The 16,227-nt window shown below is 56.1% G+C and carries 18 protein-coding genes; 11 read left to right on the top strand and 7 right to left on the bottom strand.

The window, feature by feature from the left end; all coding sequences use genetic code 11:
• The first annotated feature begins 53 nt into the window (after positions 1 to 53).
• A complete protein-coding gene (locus tag K6L24_RS12480; RefSeq protein ID WP_222681517.1) occupies positions 54 to 725 on the top strand; it encodes an EAL domain-containing protein in 672 nt (223 codons plus the stop codon).
• A 44-nt stretch (positions 726 to 769) separates the two neighbouring features.
• Here the strand turns inward: K6L24_RS12480 and pth are convergent, their stop codons facing one another.
• A complete protein-coding gene (pth, locus tag K6L24_RS12475) occupies positions 770 to 1,357 on the bottom strand; it encodes an aminoacyl-tRNA hydrolase (RefSeq protein WP_062743560.1) in 588 nt (195 codons plus the stop codon).
• Between the two features lie 271 nt (positions 1,358 to 1,628).
• Here pth and ychH point away from each other — a divergent pair, with 271 nt between their 5' ends.
• Positions 1,629 to 1,913: a stress-induced protein YchH gene (gene ychH, locus K6L24_RS12470; protein ID WP_072277410.1), complete on the top strand. Its 285-nt coding sequence runs from the start codon at positions 1,629 to 1,631 to the stop codon at positions 1,911 to 1,913.
• Here ychH and K6L24_RS12465 read toward each other — a convergent pair.
• Together K6L24_RS12465 and K6L24_RS12460 are read right to left on the bottom strand one after the other, a co-directional pair.
• Positions 1,816 to 3,132 carry a GGDEF domain-containing protein gene (locus tag K6L24_RS12465; RefSeq protein WP_072277409.1) on the bottom strand — a complete coding sequence of 439 codons (1,317 nt, stop codon included), beginning with the start codon at positions 3,130 to 3,132 and terminating at the stop codon, positions 1,816 to 1,818. The genes ychH and K6L24_RS12465 overlap by 98 nt on opposite strands.
• A gap of 89 nt (positions 3,133 to 3,221) precedes the next feature.
• Positions 3,222 to 4,688 (bottom strand): MFS transporter, encoded by a 1,467-nt coding sequence (locus K6L24_RS12460; RefSeq protein ID WP_062743559.1) that lies wholly within the window; start codon positions 4,686 to 4,688, stop codon positions 3,222 to 3,224.
• A gap of 110 nt (positions 4,689 to 4,798) precedes the next feature.
• On the opposite strand from K6L24_RS12460, the gene K6L24_RS12455 reads away from it, so the two are divergent.
• The gene (locus K6L24_RS12455) at positions 4,799 to 5,689 is read left to right on the top strand and encodes a LysR family transcriptional regulator (protein WP_191927307.1); all 891 of its coding nucleotides are present in this window, start codon (positions 4,799 to 4,801) and stop codon (positions 5,687 to 5,689) included.
• Between the two features lie 93 nt (positions 5,690 to 5,782).
• Here the strand turns inward: K6L24_RS12455 and prs are convergent, their stop codons facing one another.
• The 3 genes from prs to lolB form a co-directional block, all read right to left on the bottom strand.
• Entirely contained in the window at positions 5,783 to 6,730 is a 948-nt protein-coding gene (prs, locus tag K6L24_RS12450) for a ribose-phosphate diphosphokinase (protein WP_222681516.1), read from the bottom strand.
• A 138-nt stretch (positions 6,731 to 6,868) separates the two neighbouring features.
• A complete protein-coding gene (ispE, locus tag K6L24_RS12445) occupies positions 6,869 to 7,732 on the bottom strand; it encodes a 4-(cytidine 5'-diphospho)-2-C-methyl-D-erythritol kinase (RefSeq protein ID WP_118664257.1) in 864 nt (287 codons plus the stop codon).
• Positions 7,729 to 8,355, bottom strand: coding sequence for a lipoprotein insertase outer membrane protein LolB (gene lolB / locus K6L24_RS12440; RefSeq protein WP_118665792.1), 627 nt, complete (start codon positions 8,353 to 8,355; stop codon positions 7,729 to 7,731). Before lolB ends, ispE begins: the two co-directional genes overlap by 4 nt.
• A 226-nt stretch (positions 8,356 to 8,581) precedes the next feature.
• On the opposite strand from lolB, the gene hemA reads away from it, so the two are divergent.
• The 7 genes from hemA (at position 8,582) to K6L24_RS12405 (ending at position 14,426) form a co-directional block, all read left to right on the top strand.
• The gene (gene hemA / locus K6L24_RS12435) at positions 8,582 to 9,838 is read left to right on the top strand and encodes a glutamyl-tRNA reductase (RefSeq protein ID WP_062743557.1); all 1,257 of its coding nucleotides are present in this window, start codon (positions 8,582 to 8,584) and stop codon (positions 9,836 to 9,838) included.
• A 38-nt stretch (positions 9,839 to 9,876) separates the two neighbouring features.
• Positions 9,877 to 10,959 (top strand): peptide chain release factor 1, encoded by a 1,083-nt coding sequence (gene prfA / locus K6L24_RS12430; protein WP_062743556.1) that lies wholly within the window; start codon positions 9,877 to 9,879, stop codon positions 10,957 to 10,959.
• Positions 10,959 to 11,795, top strand: coding sequence for a peptide chain release factor N(5)-glutamine methyltransferase (gene prmC / locus K6L24_RS12425; RefSeq protein WP_118664256.1), 837 nt, complete (start codon positions 10,959 to 10,961; stop codon positions 11,793 to 11,795). The genes prfA and prmC overlap by 1 nt, the downstream gene beginning before the upstream one ends.
• 8 nt (positions 11,796 to 11,803) lie before the next feature.
• The gene (locus K6L24_RS12420; protein ID WP_062743554.1) at positions 11,804 to 12,202 is read left to right on the top strand and encodes a SirB2 family protein; all 399 of its coding nucleotides are present in this window, start codon (positions 11,804 to 11,806) and stop codon (positions 12,200 to 12,202) included.
• A complete protein-coding gene (gene sirB1 / locus K6L24_RS12415) occupies positions 12,199 to 13,008 on the top strand; it encodes an invasion regulator SirB1 (RefSeq protein WP_062743553.1) in 810 nt (269 codons plus the stop codon). Before K6L24_RS12420 ends, sirB1 begins: the two co-directional genes overlap by 4 nt.
• A 28-nt stretch (positions 13,009 to 13,036) precedes the next feature.
• Complete coding sequence (gene kdsA, locus K6L24_RS12410; RefSeq protein ID WP_062743552.1) at positions 13,037 to 13,891, top strand: 3-deoxy-8-phosphooctulonate synthase; 855 nt, start codon at positions 13,037 to 13,039, stop codon at positions 13,889 to 13,891.
• A 115-nt stretch (positions 13,892 to 14,006) separates the two neighbouring features.
• Positions 14,007 to 14,426 (top strand): META domain-containing protein, encoded by a 420-nt coding sequence (locus K6L24_RS12405; protein WP_062743551.1) that lies wholly within the window; start codon positions 14,007 to 14,009, stop codon positions 14,424 to 14,426.
• Between the two features lie 67 nt (positions 14,427 to 14,493).
• Here K6L24_RS12405 and chaA read toward each other — a convergent pair whose 3' ends face one another.
• Positions 14,494 to 15,585 carry a sodium-potassium/proton antiporter ChaA gene (chaA, locus tag K6L24_RS12400; RefSeq protein ID WP_062743550.1) on the bottom strand — a complete coding sequence of 364 codons (1,092 nt, stop codon included), beginning with the start codon at positions 15,583 to 15,585 and terminating at the stop codon, positions 14,494 to 14,496.
• A 393-nt stretch (positions 15,586 to 15,978) separates the two neighbouring features.
• Between chaA and chaB the strand changes: the two genes are divergently transcribed.
• Positions 15,979 to 16,206, top strand: a complete 228-nt coding sequence (gene chaB / locus K6L24_RS12395; protein WP_062743549.1) for a putative cation transport regulator ChaB — start codon at positions 15,979 to 15,981, stop codon at positions 16,204 to 16,206.
• Positions 16,207 to 16,227 lie beyond the last annotated feature (21 nt).

Raw genomic sequence — 16,227 nt, 5'->3', positions numbered from 1 at the left:
TCTGTACGGCGATTTTATTCACTGGCAGGATGCCCGTTAACTGGCCCGGCAGCATGAAAAACGATTTCCTTTGTATTCCAGTCCATACGCTCAGTGGCGAGCTAATCGCCATTGATCTCAGCTATCGGCCACAGCCGGGTGCTCATAGCGGGCCACCGGTAACGTCACTGACTCCCCAGGATCGGCTGCTGAATCAGCTGCTGATCGTCGAAGAGCAGGGTGATTATTTTCGCCAGCAGGGTCTGATGTGCAGTGTCGCCATTGATTTTCAGCTGGCGCGCGCGGTATCAGAGTCATCGTTTATTCAGCAGATCCTCAGCCAGCTTCCTTTTGTGCGGCTGAAGCTGTCGGAAGACTTTCCTAATCTGCACGATGGAATGAATAATCCTTTGCTGCGTACCCTGATTGAACAGTTAAATATTTTGTGGCTGGACGATCTGGGGGCGGGGGATGCGAATCTGAACGCGCTGCAGTCCAATATGTTCGAAGCCGTGAAGCTCGATCGCCAGTTCTATCTGGAAAACGTCAATAAGCCGTTCTTCACCGTGCTGATTAATCATATCCGGGAATACACTAACCGGGTCATTGTCGGTGGCGCTGCGGGGGACAGTCAGCTGGCGTTGCTGCGTAAAAGCAAAGTCTGGGGAGTTGAGGGCTATTTCAGCCCCTCACTGACGCTGGCGGGTCTGGAACACCAGGACCACCGCCGCTGTGAAAACCGCTAACCGCGGGCAGAGCCCGCAGCGACAACAGGCCTGGCCGGATACCGTCAGACCGCTTTAAAACTGTGCAGGCGGTTCATCGCCTTCAGGCGATCTTCTTTCAGCCACACTTCGGTACAGCGTGCCGCTTCGTCAATCGCGTTATCAATCAGCGTCTGTTCTGCTGCCTGGGGTTTCCCCAGCACAAAACCCACCACTTTATTTCGGTCGCCAGGATGGCCAATGCCAATGCGCAGGCGATGGAAATCCAGGCTGTTACCCAGCTTACTGATAATATCTTTTAGCCCGTTATGGCCGCCATGCCCACCGCCCTGCTTGAATTTTGCCACGCCAGGGTTAAGGTCCAGTTCGTCATGAGCCACGAGGATCTCCTCGGGCGCAATGCGATAAAAGGTCGCCATCGCCGCCACGGCTTTACCGCTCAGGTTCATAAAGGTGGTCGGTACCAGAAGGCGCACATCCTCACCGCCAATGTTTAAGCGTGCGGTATAGCCGTAAAATTTGCTCTCTTCTTTTAATGACTGATGATGACGTTCAGCCAGCAGGTCAACATACCAGGCACCGGCGTTATGGCGTGTAGCGGCGTATTCAGCGCCGGGGTTGGCAAGGCCAACGATCAGTTTGATGCTGCTCACGAGTGGGTTTCCTGAAGCGTGCGGGGTGAAAACGGCTAGTTTACTGAAGCGGCAGCGATAACTCAAAGATCTGCCACCGTTGTGATAAAAATCACAATAATACAGCCAGGTGATAATACGTTTTCTATATAAAAACAGCCGGTTAGACGTAAAGTTTTGTCAAAGTTTTAGCTATAAATGTGATCATCCACTCATCAGAGATACTGAAGATTGCCTAGACTATCTGCATCTGGCAACGGAGTTGCCTTTCAATACTGACTGGAGGTGCGCAATGAAACGTAAACATTCACACATGATGGGTAATGCCCTGATGGTATTAGGTCTGGTGGTGATGATAGGTGGAGTAGGCTACTCGGTACTGAATCAGATGCCACAGCTCAACTTGCCGCAGTTTATGGTCCATGGTGCCATCTTTAGCATCTTTATTGGCGCGCTGCTGTGGCTGGTCGGGGCCAGAATCAGCGGCCGGGAAAAAATTGCCGATCGTTATTACTGGGTGCGTCACTGCGGAGACAAGCGTTGTCGTCAGGGTTCCGGTCATCAGCCTCATCGCTGATATTTCCTGTGCCTGACGCCGGCAAACCGGGGTCAGGCCTGCCTTCCTGTCCCACCCGTGCCCGCTTTTCCAGCCCGGAAAATGCGTTGTCAAAGATCTTAACCTGATTTCTTCCTGCCGCCTTCGCCTGATACAACGCTTCATCGGCTGCGGCCATCAGATGCTCAATATCGTCACACCCGGGTTCACAGCCCGCGATCCCAATGCTGACGCTGTAACTGACGTTCTCCGGGCAGGAATGCTCGACCCCCTGTCGGATACGCTCCGCCACCTGCAGGCTCTCTTCCTCAGAACACATCACGACGGCGGCAAACTCTTCACCGCCAAGGCGGGCAAAATAACTGCCCGGCGGCAGCTGTCCGGCCACCTGACGGCAGAAGTCCTTCAGTACCCGATCGCCCTGTGAATGACCGAACCGGTCATTGATGGTTTTAAAATGGTCAAGGTCAAACAGCATCACCGACAACAGCTGCTGGCTGCAGTGCCAGCTGCCGGCCAGTTGACTGGTTTTTTCGAACAGGGCCCGCCGGTTCCATACCCCGGTCAGCGGATCAAGCAGTGAGGCCTGGCGATAGATAATCTGCGTGCGCTCATTGACCATCGCCATCATCGTAAAGCTCAGTCCAATGACCACCAGGATGGACTCCAGAATCACATAAACCGAAAAGGTTGAGCCCCCAATCGCGCCGTGCAGTGGATTGGGGATGCCGCCGTCGAGCAGCCCCCGCGTCACGTTAAAGCTCAGGTGGATAGCCAGCAGCAGTTGTGCGGGCCACCAGGTTACCGGCAGCAGCAGGCGCGCACGCTGCAGCTCATAAATCATCGCAGAGGTGAACAGTATGCACAGCAGGGAGCTCAGCAGAATGCGTGACGACAGGGAATAATAGAAGCCGGGCAGCAGGCACAGCCCGGCCCATGTCGCCAGGCTCAGGATCCACAACCAGCTGAAGCGGGCTCCCCGCAGCGCCCGGAATGCATTCAGCTGGAGTCCATACGCGCAAAGGATCAGCAGATTTCCCACCACAATGGGGAGAAACATCATGCCGGAGCTGCGCAGGCTGCTCAGAGCGACCGCCACAATACTCAACAGCAGTGAGAAACAATTAAACCCCAGAACCCGGTTGTACTGTGCGCCACGCCAGGCAAACACCATGATAATACTGAGGAAAGCCAGTACATAGAGTTCGCAAATAAACAGCGTATAAACATCAAGACGCATTTTAGGATTATTCCTGGGTGAGCAATGACAGCAAAATATCACTAATAAATACTCACCAACAGGGGGGGCTGAAGCGTTCCAGTAAAAAATTAATCATTTCCGGAAAATGCCTGGCGGGCAGGTAACAGGCAGCGCCAGATAGCGACAGTGCATATCAGGGTGAGGGCCATCAGCATCCACAGCAACTGCTGAAAAGCCTGCTCGGCCAGCGGCAGCAGGGGCGCGCTGGTAAGATGGTAACTGGCCAGCAGGCGAACATTGTCCGGCGATCCGCCGCTGGCAGCCAACTGATGCAGGAGCAACTGACTGAAGAGCATACTGACGCTGGCCAGCGCCACCCCTTCACCTGCCACGCGTACCGTACTGAAAATGCCGGTTGCCATCCCGGCGCGCTCTGGCGGGACCACGCTGACCGAAAGGTTATCCATCAGTCCCCAGGGCAAACCGCTGCCGATGCCGGTCATCAGCATGGCCAGTAGCGTCAGCAGCAACGAACTTTGCGGGGTGACCAGAGAAAGCAGGCCAATGCCCGCAGCGGCCAGTACCAGCCCCGCACAGCAGAGAGTACGGGGCGAAACCCGCCGGGACAGCGTGACGGCAAGGGACGGCATGACCAGCATCGGCAGGGAGAGAGGCAGCATCAGCAGGCCTGTTGTCAGGGCGTCAAATCCGTAATATCCCATAAAGCGCAGCGGCAGCAGCACCAGCAGGACAACAAAACAGTAGCAGGTGGCTACCGGCAGCAGCTGAACCCCGACAAAGCGTCCGTAGCGAAACAGCGTGAGGTCGAGCATCGGCCTGGCGCTGCGCCGTTCAAAATGAATAAACAGCAGGCCTGCCGCCAGGGAAGCGAGCAATAAACCGGGTGCCAGATAATCGCTACTGCCATCAGCCAGCTGAAGCATTCCCCACGTGAACAGCGTCAGCATGGCGCTGAAGGTGACGATACCGGGCCAGTCAAGCGCGTGCGCATGAGGATTCCGTGACTCAGGCAGGGCACGTATGCCAGTGACAAGGGCCAGCACGCCAAACAGCGCGCAGCAGAGAAAGACGCTGCGCCAGCCTGCCAGTGCCATCAGCCCACCGGCAATCACCGGCCCGGCCGCCAGACCGATGCCGAAGCTGGTGCCCAGCAGGCTGAAGGCCCGCGCCCTTTCACTCCCGTCAAACGCACTGGCCAGCGCCGCGCCACCCCCGGCCAGTGCCGCGGCGGCGGCGGCCCCCTGCAGCGCTCTCACCCCATCCAGCCAGACAACGGAGGGCACCCAGCCTGTGATTAGCGACAGCAGCGTAAATAAGCTGACTCCGCTGATAAACAGGCGCTTACGGCCGTAGCGATCGGCCAGGGTTCCTGCCGCCATCAGCAGGCTGCCGAAACTGAGCAGAAAGGCATTGGTGATCCAACTGAGAACCAGAGGCGATGCCCCCGGCTGCAGGGCGATGGCCGGCGTGGCAATGACGCCGGCGGAAAAGCTCAGGGGCAGCATCATCGCGGCGCTGCATACGGCCAGCAGACTCAGGCGGCCACGTGGTGACGACAGTGTCAGGATACTCATCGGTCATACTCCGCTTTATTCAGACAGAGAAGCAGGATAGATTGGCGTTATCCGTCGATAAACAGGCCAGATGGCCACAGATAAAGGACAAAAAGTATCGAATGAGTAGCGTGGAGAGTCTGAGCGGTCTTAATGCATTTGTGAAAGCCGCGCAGCTGGGCAGTTTTGTGGCGGCTGCTGAACGGCTCGGCGTGTCGGCGTCGGCAATTGGTAAGAGTATCGCCCGACTGGAGGGCAGTCTCGGCGTCAGCCTGTTTAATCGCAGCACGCGCAGTCTGAGCCTGACCGAGGAAGGGCAGATGTTCTATGAGCGCAGCCAGCGCATCGTCGCGGAACTGGAGGAAGCGGAACAGGAGCTGTCGACGTTGATGGCCGTACCCCGTGGCCGCCTGCGTCTGAGTTTCCCGGCGATTGGTTATCACCTGTTGCTGCCTCTGTTGCCCGGTTTTACCCGGCAGTATCCCGAAATTGAACTGGATCTCGATTTTAACGACCGTCTGGTCGATGTGATCGGAGAGGGCTACGACGCGGTGCTGCGCAGCGGGGACTTTGCTGATTCCCGGCTAAAGGCACGCAGGATGGGCGGCTTTCGTTTTCGTGTCGTCGGGTCTGACCGCTATTTCCGTGATTATGGCATCCCGCGTGTTCCTGCCGACCTCGCACAACACACCTGTCTGCTTTATCGTTTTGCCGGCAATGGTCAGATCCAGCCGTGGCAGTTTGACGGGGGGGAAGGGCATGTGCAAACGCCCGCCGGACCGCTGGTTTTCAATAACCTGGAAGCGCAAATTTCTGCTGCCCGTCGCGGTCTGGGGCTGATTTATGTGCCGGACTTTGCCGTGGCGGACGCGCTGCGATGCGGTGAGTTGTGCAGCGTGCTGGAGGATCACATTGGTGCGGGCGGGCAGTTTTCGCTGCTGTGGCCAGGAAACCGGCACCTGTTACCTAAGCTGCGGGTACTGATTGATTACCTGGCAGAGCATATCGCTTTAAGCAAATAAAAAAAGGGGACAGGTGTGACCTGTCCTCTTTTAGGCGGGTTGACCTTACGTGCCGACCGAAACTAAAGGTCAACCCGCCAGGTCAGGCCGGGATTAGTGCTCAAACATCGCAGAAATCGATTCTTCGTTGCTGATACGACGGATCGCTTCAGCCAGCATGCCTGACAGGGTCAGGGTACGCACGTTTGGCAGGGCTTTAATCTCTTCCGGCAGCGGGATGGTATCGCAGACCACGACTTCATCAATCACCGAGTTGCGCAGGTTTTCAACCGCGTTGCCCGAGAAGATAGGGTGAGTCGCATAGGCAAATACGCGTTTCGCACCGCGCTCTTTCAGCGCTTCCGCTGCTTTGCACAGGGTACCACCGGTATCAATCATATCGTCTACCAGCACACAGTCACGGCCAGCAACATCACCGATGATATGCATCACCTGAGATATGTTGGCACGCGGACGGCGCTTATCGATAATCGCCATATCGGTGTCGTTCAGTAGTTTAGCGATAGCACGTGCACGTACCACGCCGCCGATGTCCGGGGAAACCACGATCGGGTTCACCAGGCCAATCTGCAGCATATCTTCGAGCAGGATCGGGCTACCAAATACGTTATCAACCGGGACGTCAAAGAAGCCCTGAATCTGTTCCGCGTGAAGATCCACAGTCAGAACACGGTCAACACCCACGCTGGAAAGGAAGTCAGCAACGACCTTAGCCGTAATGGGGACACGCGCAGAGCGCACGCGGCGGTCCTGACGTGCATAGCCAAAGTAAGGGATAACGGCAGTAATACGACCCGCAGAGGCACGGCGCAGGGCGTCAACCATCACAACCAGTTCCATCAGGTTGTCATTGGTGGGGGCACAGGTGGACTGGATGATGAAAATATCACCACCGCGTACATTTTCGTTAATTTGTACGCTCACTTCACCATCGCTGAAACGACCGACGGCGGCGTCGCCCAGGCTGGTGTAAAGGCGGTTGGCAATACGTTGTGCTAGTTCGGGGGTGGCGTTACCAGCAAAAAGCTTCATATCAGGCACGAGAGGAACCTCAGGCTTTGCGTCCAGAGAATGAAATATCGTTAGCGGCACTGGGCGGAATACCGCTTACGGTTTCATACGGGTGTGTGTCATATAGAGCAGCTGTGCAGCGTCCGGAACAGGAGTGACGCTGTCACATCAGCTCAATTGCCCTGTAAGTCTGCGGTGCAGCGGCGAGATATTAACACCTCGCGCAACAAACCCCTGCAGATTTTTCGGGGCCAGCTCAAGCACCTGGCGTGCGGCATACTCGGTGTCGAATTCAGCAAACACGCAAGCACCCGTTCCAGTCAGGCGCGACGGCGCGTATTCTAGCAGCCAGGAAACAAGCTGTTCAACCTCGCGAAAACGATTTCTTACTACTGCTTCACAATCATTGCGGAAATTGGTGGTTAATAACGCGCTGATTTCGCGTTTCGGCGTATTTCTGGTCAGGTCAGGATCGTTAAACACCAGCGGGGTTGCCACGCTGACCCCGGGGTGCATCACCAGATACCACTTTTCCGCCGGGGAAACGGGTGTGAGCTGTTCGCCAACGCCTTCCGCAAAAGCCGAGAACCCCCGCACAAAAACCGGGACGTCTGCGCCCAACTGCAGTCCCCATTCCGCCAGCTGTTGAAAACTGAAGCCGGTGTTCCAGATATGGTTGAGCGCCACCAGTACCGTCGCTGCATTGGAGGAACCGCCCCCCAGACCACCGCCCATGGGTAAACGTTTCTCCACGCCCAGCGTGGCCCCTGCTGTTGCCGGAAGCACACCCTGTGCCCTGGCCTGATCGCGCAGCAGCTCTGCCGCCCGGACAATCAGGTTCTGTGCATCGGGCACGCCGTTAACCGGGGTCAGCAGTTGCAGTTCGCCACTATTGTTGGCTTCAATCGTCAGCGTATCGCCGTAGTCGAGAAACTGAAACAGGGTCTGAAGGTCATGATAGCCGTCGGGACGACGGCCGGTGATATAGAGAAAAAGATTCAGCTTTGCCGGGGCAGGCCAGGTTGTGATCATTTTACGGTCCAGCTGTCCATCTTCAGTTTGATACGCTGATCGCCTTCACGCAGTTCAAGATTTGACGGCAGCGGCGGGGTTTGCTGACGGTCATAGCCCTGATAGGTGACTTTCCACTGTTTCCCGTCCTGGCTGTAGTTCACTTCACGCAGACGATACTGGTCGTCGAGGGTGAAATCCTTCGCATCGCCAGGCAGGCCGAGGATCCACTGACGCAGGTTATCCAGCGGAATGCTCATGCCGGTGAGCTGAGAGATCATCTTCGCAGCATCATTGCTGACGTAGCGTTTGCCTTTGTTGTCGACAATCTGTGCCACCTGGCCCTGCTGATCCAGCTGCAGTTCGGTACTGCCCAGCGGATTGGTCAGCAGCAGGCGGTAACGATCGGGGGCGGTCTGCTGCCAGTTAAAGCGGGCGTAAACTTTCTGCCGGTCAGAGAGGTAGGCAAAGGCCCCGCGCGTCTGATACTGGCTGATTTTTTCCACGGCCTGCTGATGTTCACGCCACTGGGGTGACGCAGGGCTCTGCCCGGGTTTCTGTGCGGAATCCGGTGTAACACAGCCGGCCAGTACCACGGCAGCCAGGGGAAGAAGCCGCAGCAGGCGGCGATTCGGCATTAACAACATCAGGGTCAGCTCCTCAGACTCGGTTCGGCATAGATGCCGTCATCAACCGACCACGCTAACCAGCTAAAACGGCGGCGTCAATGTGCAAATTGTCTCATTTGATCGACAAGAGGTATATCTTGTTACAGGGATAGGCCAACCATGGCTTTTATTGATCCCGCGCATCTTGTAGAATGCGCCTCACAAAACCCTATCAACTGTGGGATAACCCCAACCTGGTACCATGACGTTACTGGCTCTCGGCATCAATCATAAAACGGCACCTGTGGCGCTGCGTGAACGTGTAACGTTCTCGCCGGACACGCTGGAACAGGCGCTGAACAGCCTGCTGGCGCAGCCGCTGGTACAGGGCGGCGTTGTGCTGTCTACCTGTAACCGAACCGAGCTGTATCTGAGCGTCGAGCAGCAGGAAAACCTGCAAGAGCAACTGGTCACCTGGCTGTGTGATTACCATAAGTTGAGTGTTGATGAAGTGCGTAAAAGCCTTTACTGGCACCATGATAACGATGCGGTCAGCCATCTGATGCGTGTCGCCAGCGGGCTGGACTCGCTGGTACTGGGTGAACCACAAATTCTCGGTCAGGTGAAAAAAGCCTTTGCTGATTCCCAGCGCGGCCACTCGCTGTCCAGTGAGCTGGAGCGGATGTTCCAGAAATCCTTCTCCGTTGCTAAACGCGTGCGTACCGAAACTGAAATCGGTGCCAGCGCCGTGTCGGTGGCGTTTGCCGCCTGTACGCTGGCGCGGCAGATTTTTGAATCTCTCTCGACCGTGAGCGTACTGCTGGTAGGGGCCGGTGAAACGATCGAACTGGCCGCCCGACATCTTCATCAGCATAAAGTGAAGAAGCTGATGATTGCCAACCGAACCCGTGAACGCGCGCAGGTGCTGGCCGATGAAGTGGGCGCAGAGGTGATCAGCCTGCCGGACATTGACTCCCGCCTGGCTGAAGCCGACATTATTATCAGTTCTACCGCCAGTCCGCTGCCGATTATTGGTAAAGGAATGGTCGAGCGGGCGCTAAAACAGCGCCGTAACCAGCCCATGCTGCTGGTCGATATTGCCGTCCCGCGAGATGTAGAGCCGGAAGTGGGCAAACTGCCCAACGCCTACCTTTACAGCGTGGATGACCTGCAGGCGATTATTGAAAGCAACATGGCGCAGCGTCAGGCTGCCGCGGTGCAGGCTGAAACCATCGTGGTGCAGGAAAGCAGCGAATTTATGTCCTGGCTGCGGGCGCAGAGCGCCGTTGAAACCATCCGCGATTACCGCTCACAGGCGGAGCAGGTTCGGGCTGAACTGGAAGCGCGGGCCATTGCTGCCCTCCAGCAGGGCGGCAATGCCGAAGACGTGCTGCGTGACCTGGCCCACAAACTGACTAACCGTCTGATCCACGCCCCAACCAAATCTCTTCAGCAGGCCGCCCGTGATGGTGATGGCGAACGTCTGCAAATTTTACGCGACAGCCTCGGGCTGGAATAGCGTTTCAAGCCTCTTTTTTACAAGGTAAAATAATACGAATGAAGCCTTCTATTGTTGCCAAACTGGAAGCCTTGCAGGAGCGCCACGAAGAAGTGGAGGCCATGCTGGGTGATGCCGGCGTGATTGCCGATCAGGATCGTTTTCGTGCGCTCTCCCGTGAATATGCCCAGCTAACCGACGTCAGTCAGTGTTTCCGTCAGTGGCAGCAAACCCAGGAAGATATCGAGACCGCTGAAATGATGCTCGATGACCTGGAAATGCGCGAGATGGCTCAGGAAGAGCTGAAAGAAGCACGTACGGCCAGCGAAGCGCTTGAGCAACAGTTACAGGTGCTGTTACTGCCAAAAGACCCGGATGATGAGCGTAACTGCTATCTTGAAATTCGCGCCGGAACCGGCGGTGACGAAGCGGCCATCTTTGCCGGCGATCTGTTCCGCATGTACAGCCGTTATGCGGAATCGCGCCGCTGGCGGGTGGAAGTGATGAGCGCCAACGAAGGTGAACACGGCGGCTATAAAGAAGTGATTGCCAAAGTGATCGGTGAGGGCGCTTACGGCCGGTTGAAGTTTGAATCCGGCGGTCACCGCGTGCAGCGCGTACCGGAAACGGAGTCCCAGGGACGTATTCACACGTCAGCCTGTACCGTCGCCGTTCTGCCGGAAGTTCCGGAAGCCGAACTGCCGGAAATTAACCCCTCCGATCTGAAAATTGATACGTTCCGTTCATCCGGCGCCGGTGGCCAGCACGTTAACACCACCGACTCTGCCATTCGTATTACCCACCTGCCGACCGGCATTGTGGTGGAGTGCCAGGACGAACGTTCCCAGCATAAAAACAAAGCGAAGGCGCTTGGCGTGCTCGGATCGCGTATTCGTGCCGCAGAGATGGCGCGCCGCCAGGAACAGGAGTCGTCAACGCGCCGTAACCTGCTGGGCAGCGGCGATCGTTCAGACCGTAACCGCACCTATAACTTCCCCCAGGGGCGTGTGACCGATCACCGTATCAACCTGACCATTTATCGTCTCGACGAGGCAATGGAAGGTAAACTGGATGCGCTGATTGAGCCGATCGTGCAGGAATATCAGGCCGATCAGCTGGCTGCCCTTGCCGGGAACGACTAGTGCAGATCCGCGCCTGGCGGCGCCAGGCCATCGCTCAGCTGCCTGACAGCGACAGCCCAAAGCGGGATGCGGAGATCCTGCTGGAAAAAGTGACCGGTAAATCCCGCGCCTGGTTAATCGCGTTTGACGATGAGGTGCTGACAGCAGCGCAGCTGGCGCAGCTGGATGCGCTGCTTGCCCGCCGCGCCGTGGGTGAGCCGGTAGCGTACCTGACCGGAGAGCGTGAGTTCTGGTCACTGTCACTGACGGTGTCTCCCGATACCCTGATCCCACGCCCGGACAGCGAAGTGTTGGTAGAACAGGCCCTGGCGCGGCTGCCCGCCGGAGGTTGTCAGGTACTCGATTTGGGTACCGGTACGGGGGCGATTGCGCTGGCGCTGGCCAGCGAACGTCGCGACTGTCAGATCACCGGCGTGGATCGCATTCCTGCGGCTGTGGCGCTGGCACAGCATAATGCCCGCAAACTGGCGCTGCCCAACGCCCTTTTCCTGCAAAGTGACTGGTTTTCTGCGCTGTCCGGGCAGCAGTTCGCCGTGATTGTCAGTAATCCCCCTTACATTGATGCCGCCGATGGCCATCTGTCGCAGGGTGACGTGCGTTTTGAACCCGCCAGCGCGCTGGTGGCTGACGATCAGGGGCTGGCCGATATTAAAATAATTGCCGCACAGGCGGGCCAGTACCTGTTTCAGAATGGCTGGCTGCTGCTGGAGCACGGCTGGCAGCAGGGGGAGCAAGTGCGAAACATTTTGCGTGACAACCACTTCCATGCGGTGGAAACCTGTCAGGATTATGGCGGTAATGACCGTGTGACATTCGGACAACATCAAGGTAAATAAGGAAATTTATGGCTGGCTGGTATCTTCCGCTCAAGCAGTTTCATCTGTTCACCGTTGCGATCACACTGCTGATGTTTGTGCTGCGCTTTTACTGGCTTCAGACACATTCTGCGCTGCTGCAGCGCCGCTGGGTGCGGATTGTTCCCCACCTGAATGATACGCTGTTGCTGCTGTCAGGCGCGCTGCTGGTGGCAATCACCCATTTTTATCCCTTTACCCCACAAGGTAACTGGCTGACTGAGAAGCTGTTTGGCGTTATTATCTATATCGTGCTGGGTTTTATTGCTTTAGGGCGTCGCCCACGCGCGCAAAAAGTGCGCTGGATAGCCTTCATTGTGGCGTTAGTCGCCATTGTGGCCATCGTGTATCTCGCCACAACTAAAATGCCATTGCTGGGGTTTGTATGACGTCTGTCGCTGATTTTGATTTTACCGCAGCGCCGCTGAGTGAGGCGGTGATTACCGCATCGCTGGCTATTCGCAGCGATTTCCCGGCTGAAGATGTCAGAAAGCAGTTATCGGCGCTGGTGACCGAAGCTCGAGCGGAAATCCCGTCCGAGCTTGCTGCAGATTTACAGGTTGAACAACTGATTGAACTGTTCTGGGGCCGCTGGGGTTTTGGCGGTGCCAGTGGCGTCTATCGCCTCTCTGATACGCTGTGGCTGGATAACGTATTGAGGAGCCGTCAGGGAACGGCTGTCTCGCTGGGGGTGATTTTCCTGCATATCGCCGATAAGCTGGATTTACCGCTGTTCCCGGTGATCTTCCCCACTCAGTTGATTCTGCGTGCTGAATGGGTCGATGAAGATATGTGGTTAATTAACCCTTTCGATGGTGAAACCCTGGATGAACACACGCTGGAAGTGTGGCTGAAGGGCAATATCGGGCCGGTTGCAGAGCTCTATGATGACGATCTGCAGGAGGCCGAACCGCTAATGGTCTTGCGTAAGATGCTGGATACGCTGAAGTCTGCCCTGATGGATGAGAAACAGATGGAGATGGCGCTGCACGTCAGCCAGGTGTTGGTGCAGATGGATCCGGAAGACCCGTATGAAATTCGCGATCGGGGGCTGATTTTTGCCCAGCTGGAGTGTGAGCACGTGGCCCTCAACGATTTGACCTACTTCGTTGAGCAGTGCCCGGAAGATCCGATCAGTGAAATGATCAAAGTGCAGATTCACTCAATAGAACAGAAACAGATTACCCTTCACTAACTGAAGTGAACTCTATAAAGGCGAAGATATGAAACAAAAAGTGGTTAGCATTGGTGATATCAAGGTCGCAAACGATCTGCCGTTCGTCCTGTTTGGTGGCATGAACGTGCTGGAATCTCGCGATCTGGCTATGCGTATCTGCGAACACTACGTCACTGTTACCCAGAAACTGGGTATTCCTTACGTGTTCAAAGCCTCGTTTGATAAAGCCAACCGCTCCTCTATTCATTCATACCGTGGCCCGGGCCTGGAAGAGGGCATGAAGATCTTCCAGGAGATTAAGCAGGCATTCGGTGTGAAAATCATCACTGACGTGCATGAAGCCAGTCAGGCGCAGGCAGTAGCTGACGTAGTGGATGTGATCCAGCTTCCGGCTTTCCTTGCCCGTCAGACCGACCTGGTAGAAGCAATGGCGAAAACCGGCGCGGTGATTAACGTCAAAAAACCGCAGTTCGTCAGCCCGGGTCAGATGGGCAATATCGTGGATAAGTTCGCAGAAGGCGGGAATGATAAAGTCATCCTCTGCGATCGTGGCGCTAACTTCGGTTACGACAATCTGGTGGTTGACATGCTGGGTTTCAACGTCATGAAGCAGGTCTCTAACGGCAGCCCGGTGATCTTCGATGTGACGCATGCTCTGCAGTGCCGTGATCCGATGGGGGCCGCTTCCAGTGGCCGCCGTGCGCAGGTCTCCGAGCTGGCGCGTGCCGGTATGGCTGTCGGGATTGCCGGTCTGTTTATTGAAGCTCACCCGGACCCGGCCAATGCAAAATGCGACGGTCCTTCTGCGCTGCCGCTGGACAAACTGGAACCGTTCCTGGTACAGATGAAAGCCATTGATGACCTGGTTAAAAGTTTTGCTGAACTGGATACCAGCAACTAACTTTGCCTTATCCCCAGGCGGGCCCGTCAACGGACCCGCCTTTTTTCTGCCCCCACCCCGCCTGAATCCACCGCTTTTTTTGACCTACAATGGAAAGGTAATCTAAGGAGTTTCTATGAAAAAAATCATCTTACTACTCGCCGGCGCCCTGGCACTGAACGGATGCAGCAACGCTCAGACGACCGCTGATGCGCCGGACGCCGCCCGGTTAGCTAACCGCCTGTTTACGCTGAGTGCCGTAGATGGGAAGGCCGTCACCCCACATCAGGGAATGAAGCCGGGGATAGGTTTTGCTGAGGATCTGAAGGTGAGTGGCGTGATGTGTAATCGCTTCTTCGGGCAGGGTAAGCTGGAGCAGGGGCGTCTGAGCGTACCGCAACTGGCCTCGACGCGTATGATGTGTAGCGATCCGCAGCTTAACCAGTGGGAGCAGACGTTATCCACGGTGCTGACCCGGGGTGCGGAGGTCAGGCTGAGCGGAATGACGCTGACGCTGTCGGGTAGCGGGCATACGCTGGAATATCAGGCCCAGTAATCAGAATGTGTTAACGGGGGCGGGCCGGTCTGACGACCGGCCCGCCCCTTTCTTATGCCACGAAGACTTACAGCATGATGGTCATCAGGTAGGCAATAAACAGCGCCAGGTGCGCCGCACCGTTCAGTACATTAGTACGTCCTGTGGAGAACGAAATCTGACACAGCAGCAGCGCGGCAATCATCACCACCATCTGCGGCGGCTCAAGACCAAAGATCAGCTGCTGCCCGGTCAGGGTGGCGATCAGCGTCACGGCGGGCACCGTCAGTGAGATGGTGGCCAGTACGGAACCGAAGAACAGGTTCATCGCACGCTGCACCTGGTTAGCCAGAACCGCCTTAATCGCGCCCAGCCCTTCAGGGGAGAGGATCAGTAATGCCACCAGGAAGCCGGTAAACTGCTCCGGGGCTTTCAGTTCGGTCAGCAGCGACTCCAGCGTATTGGCGTTCATCTTGGTGACCGCAATCACCGCAATCAGATGAACCAGCAGCCAGACGGTGTGCCAGGTACTGGAGTGGGCCGACGGTTTACCGTGGTGCGGGTCGTCCCCCTCGTCCTCATGCTCATAGACAAACAGGCTCTGGTGCGTTTTGGTCTGGATCAGCAGGAAAACCCAGTACATCGCAGCGGAAATCCCGGAAACCAGCAGCGCCTGCATGACCGTAAAGTTACCGCCGGGCAGCGCGTTCGGGAACACCAGGACGATAATCCCGAGTGGGAAAATAGCGATAAGGTACTGTTTAACCCCGGCCAGGTTCACATACTGTGTGGCAAACTTTCGCCCGCCGAGCAGCAATGCTGCGCCCACCAGTCCGCAGGTCACAATCATAATGATCGAATAAAGCGTATCGCGCATCAGCGCCGGGGCAGCGTCACCGGTGGCCATCAGGGCGGAAATCAGACTGACTTCAAGGATTACAACGGAAAGACTGAGGATCAGGGAGCCGTAGGGTTCGCCCAGGCGGTGTGCCAGTACGTCAGCGTGGCGGACGACGCTGAAGGCGCTGCTGAGGATCGCAACGAGGGCAATCAGGTTAATGACGACGACCAGGGAGAAGGTAGCGGTGTTACCCCAGAACCATAATATGATTAATGCAGCGACAGGTAAGATGAGGGAATACTCGGTGTGGCGGGTTTTACTGCTCTCTTGCGCACTCATAGGCAAACGCTCCTTATCTTGTATCCTGTGGACCCGGAAATAGCAGATTCTGCCACGGGTCTGTTAAACATAGTCTGACAATATGAAAGACAAGTGGCGAAAGTATAACCTTTTTTTCGCCAAAACTGAAGAAATTTACGTCCTTTTACGGTTTGACTTAGAAAAGTTCATATACCCGCTATTTATTCCTCTTTAGTGCCTATCGTAATGAAAAACATCCGACTTTATTAGAATAAAAAAATTAAAGTAAGCAGGAAGGTACGTTAACTCAATGTGATAAAGCCTGAAATAAGGCTTTATAGCGTCAGAATGCTATATTGCGGTGTAAAGTCCGCCCTTGAAAAAAAGGGCAGTTGTACCAGGCTTAGATCAGACACTGAGAGGAGAGAAACCATGCCTTATAACAATCGCAGCGCCTTACCCGACAGCGTCCGACATGTGCTGCCCGCCCATGCCCAGGACATCTATCTGGAAGCGTTTAACAGCGCCTGGGATCAGTATAAAGAGAGCGAGGATCGACGCGGTGATGATTCACGAGAAGAGGTGGCGCACAAGGTCGCCTGGGCGGCGGTAAAACACCAGTACCAGAAGGGGGATGACGATAAGTGGCATAAAAAGTGAGGGCGCCGTCCGCTGCGGTGT

Origin of the sequence: Erwinia persicina, from assembly GCF_019844095.1 — a bacterium.
GTDB classification, from domain to species: domain Bacteria; phylum Pseudomonadota; class Gammaproteobacteria; order Enterobacterales; family Enterobacteriaceae; genus Erwinia; species Erwinia persicina.
This window is presented reverse-complemented; position numbering and strand designations above follow the sequence as displayed.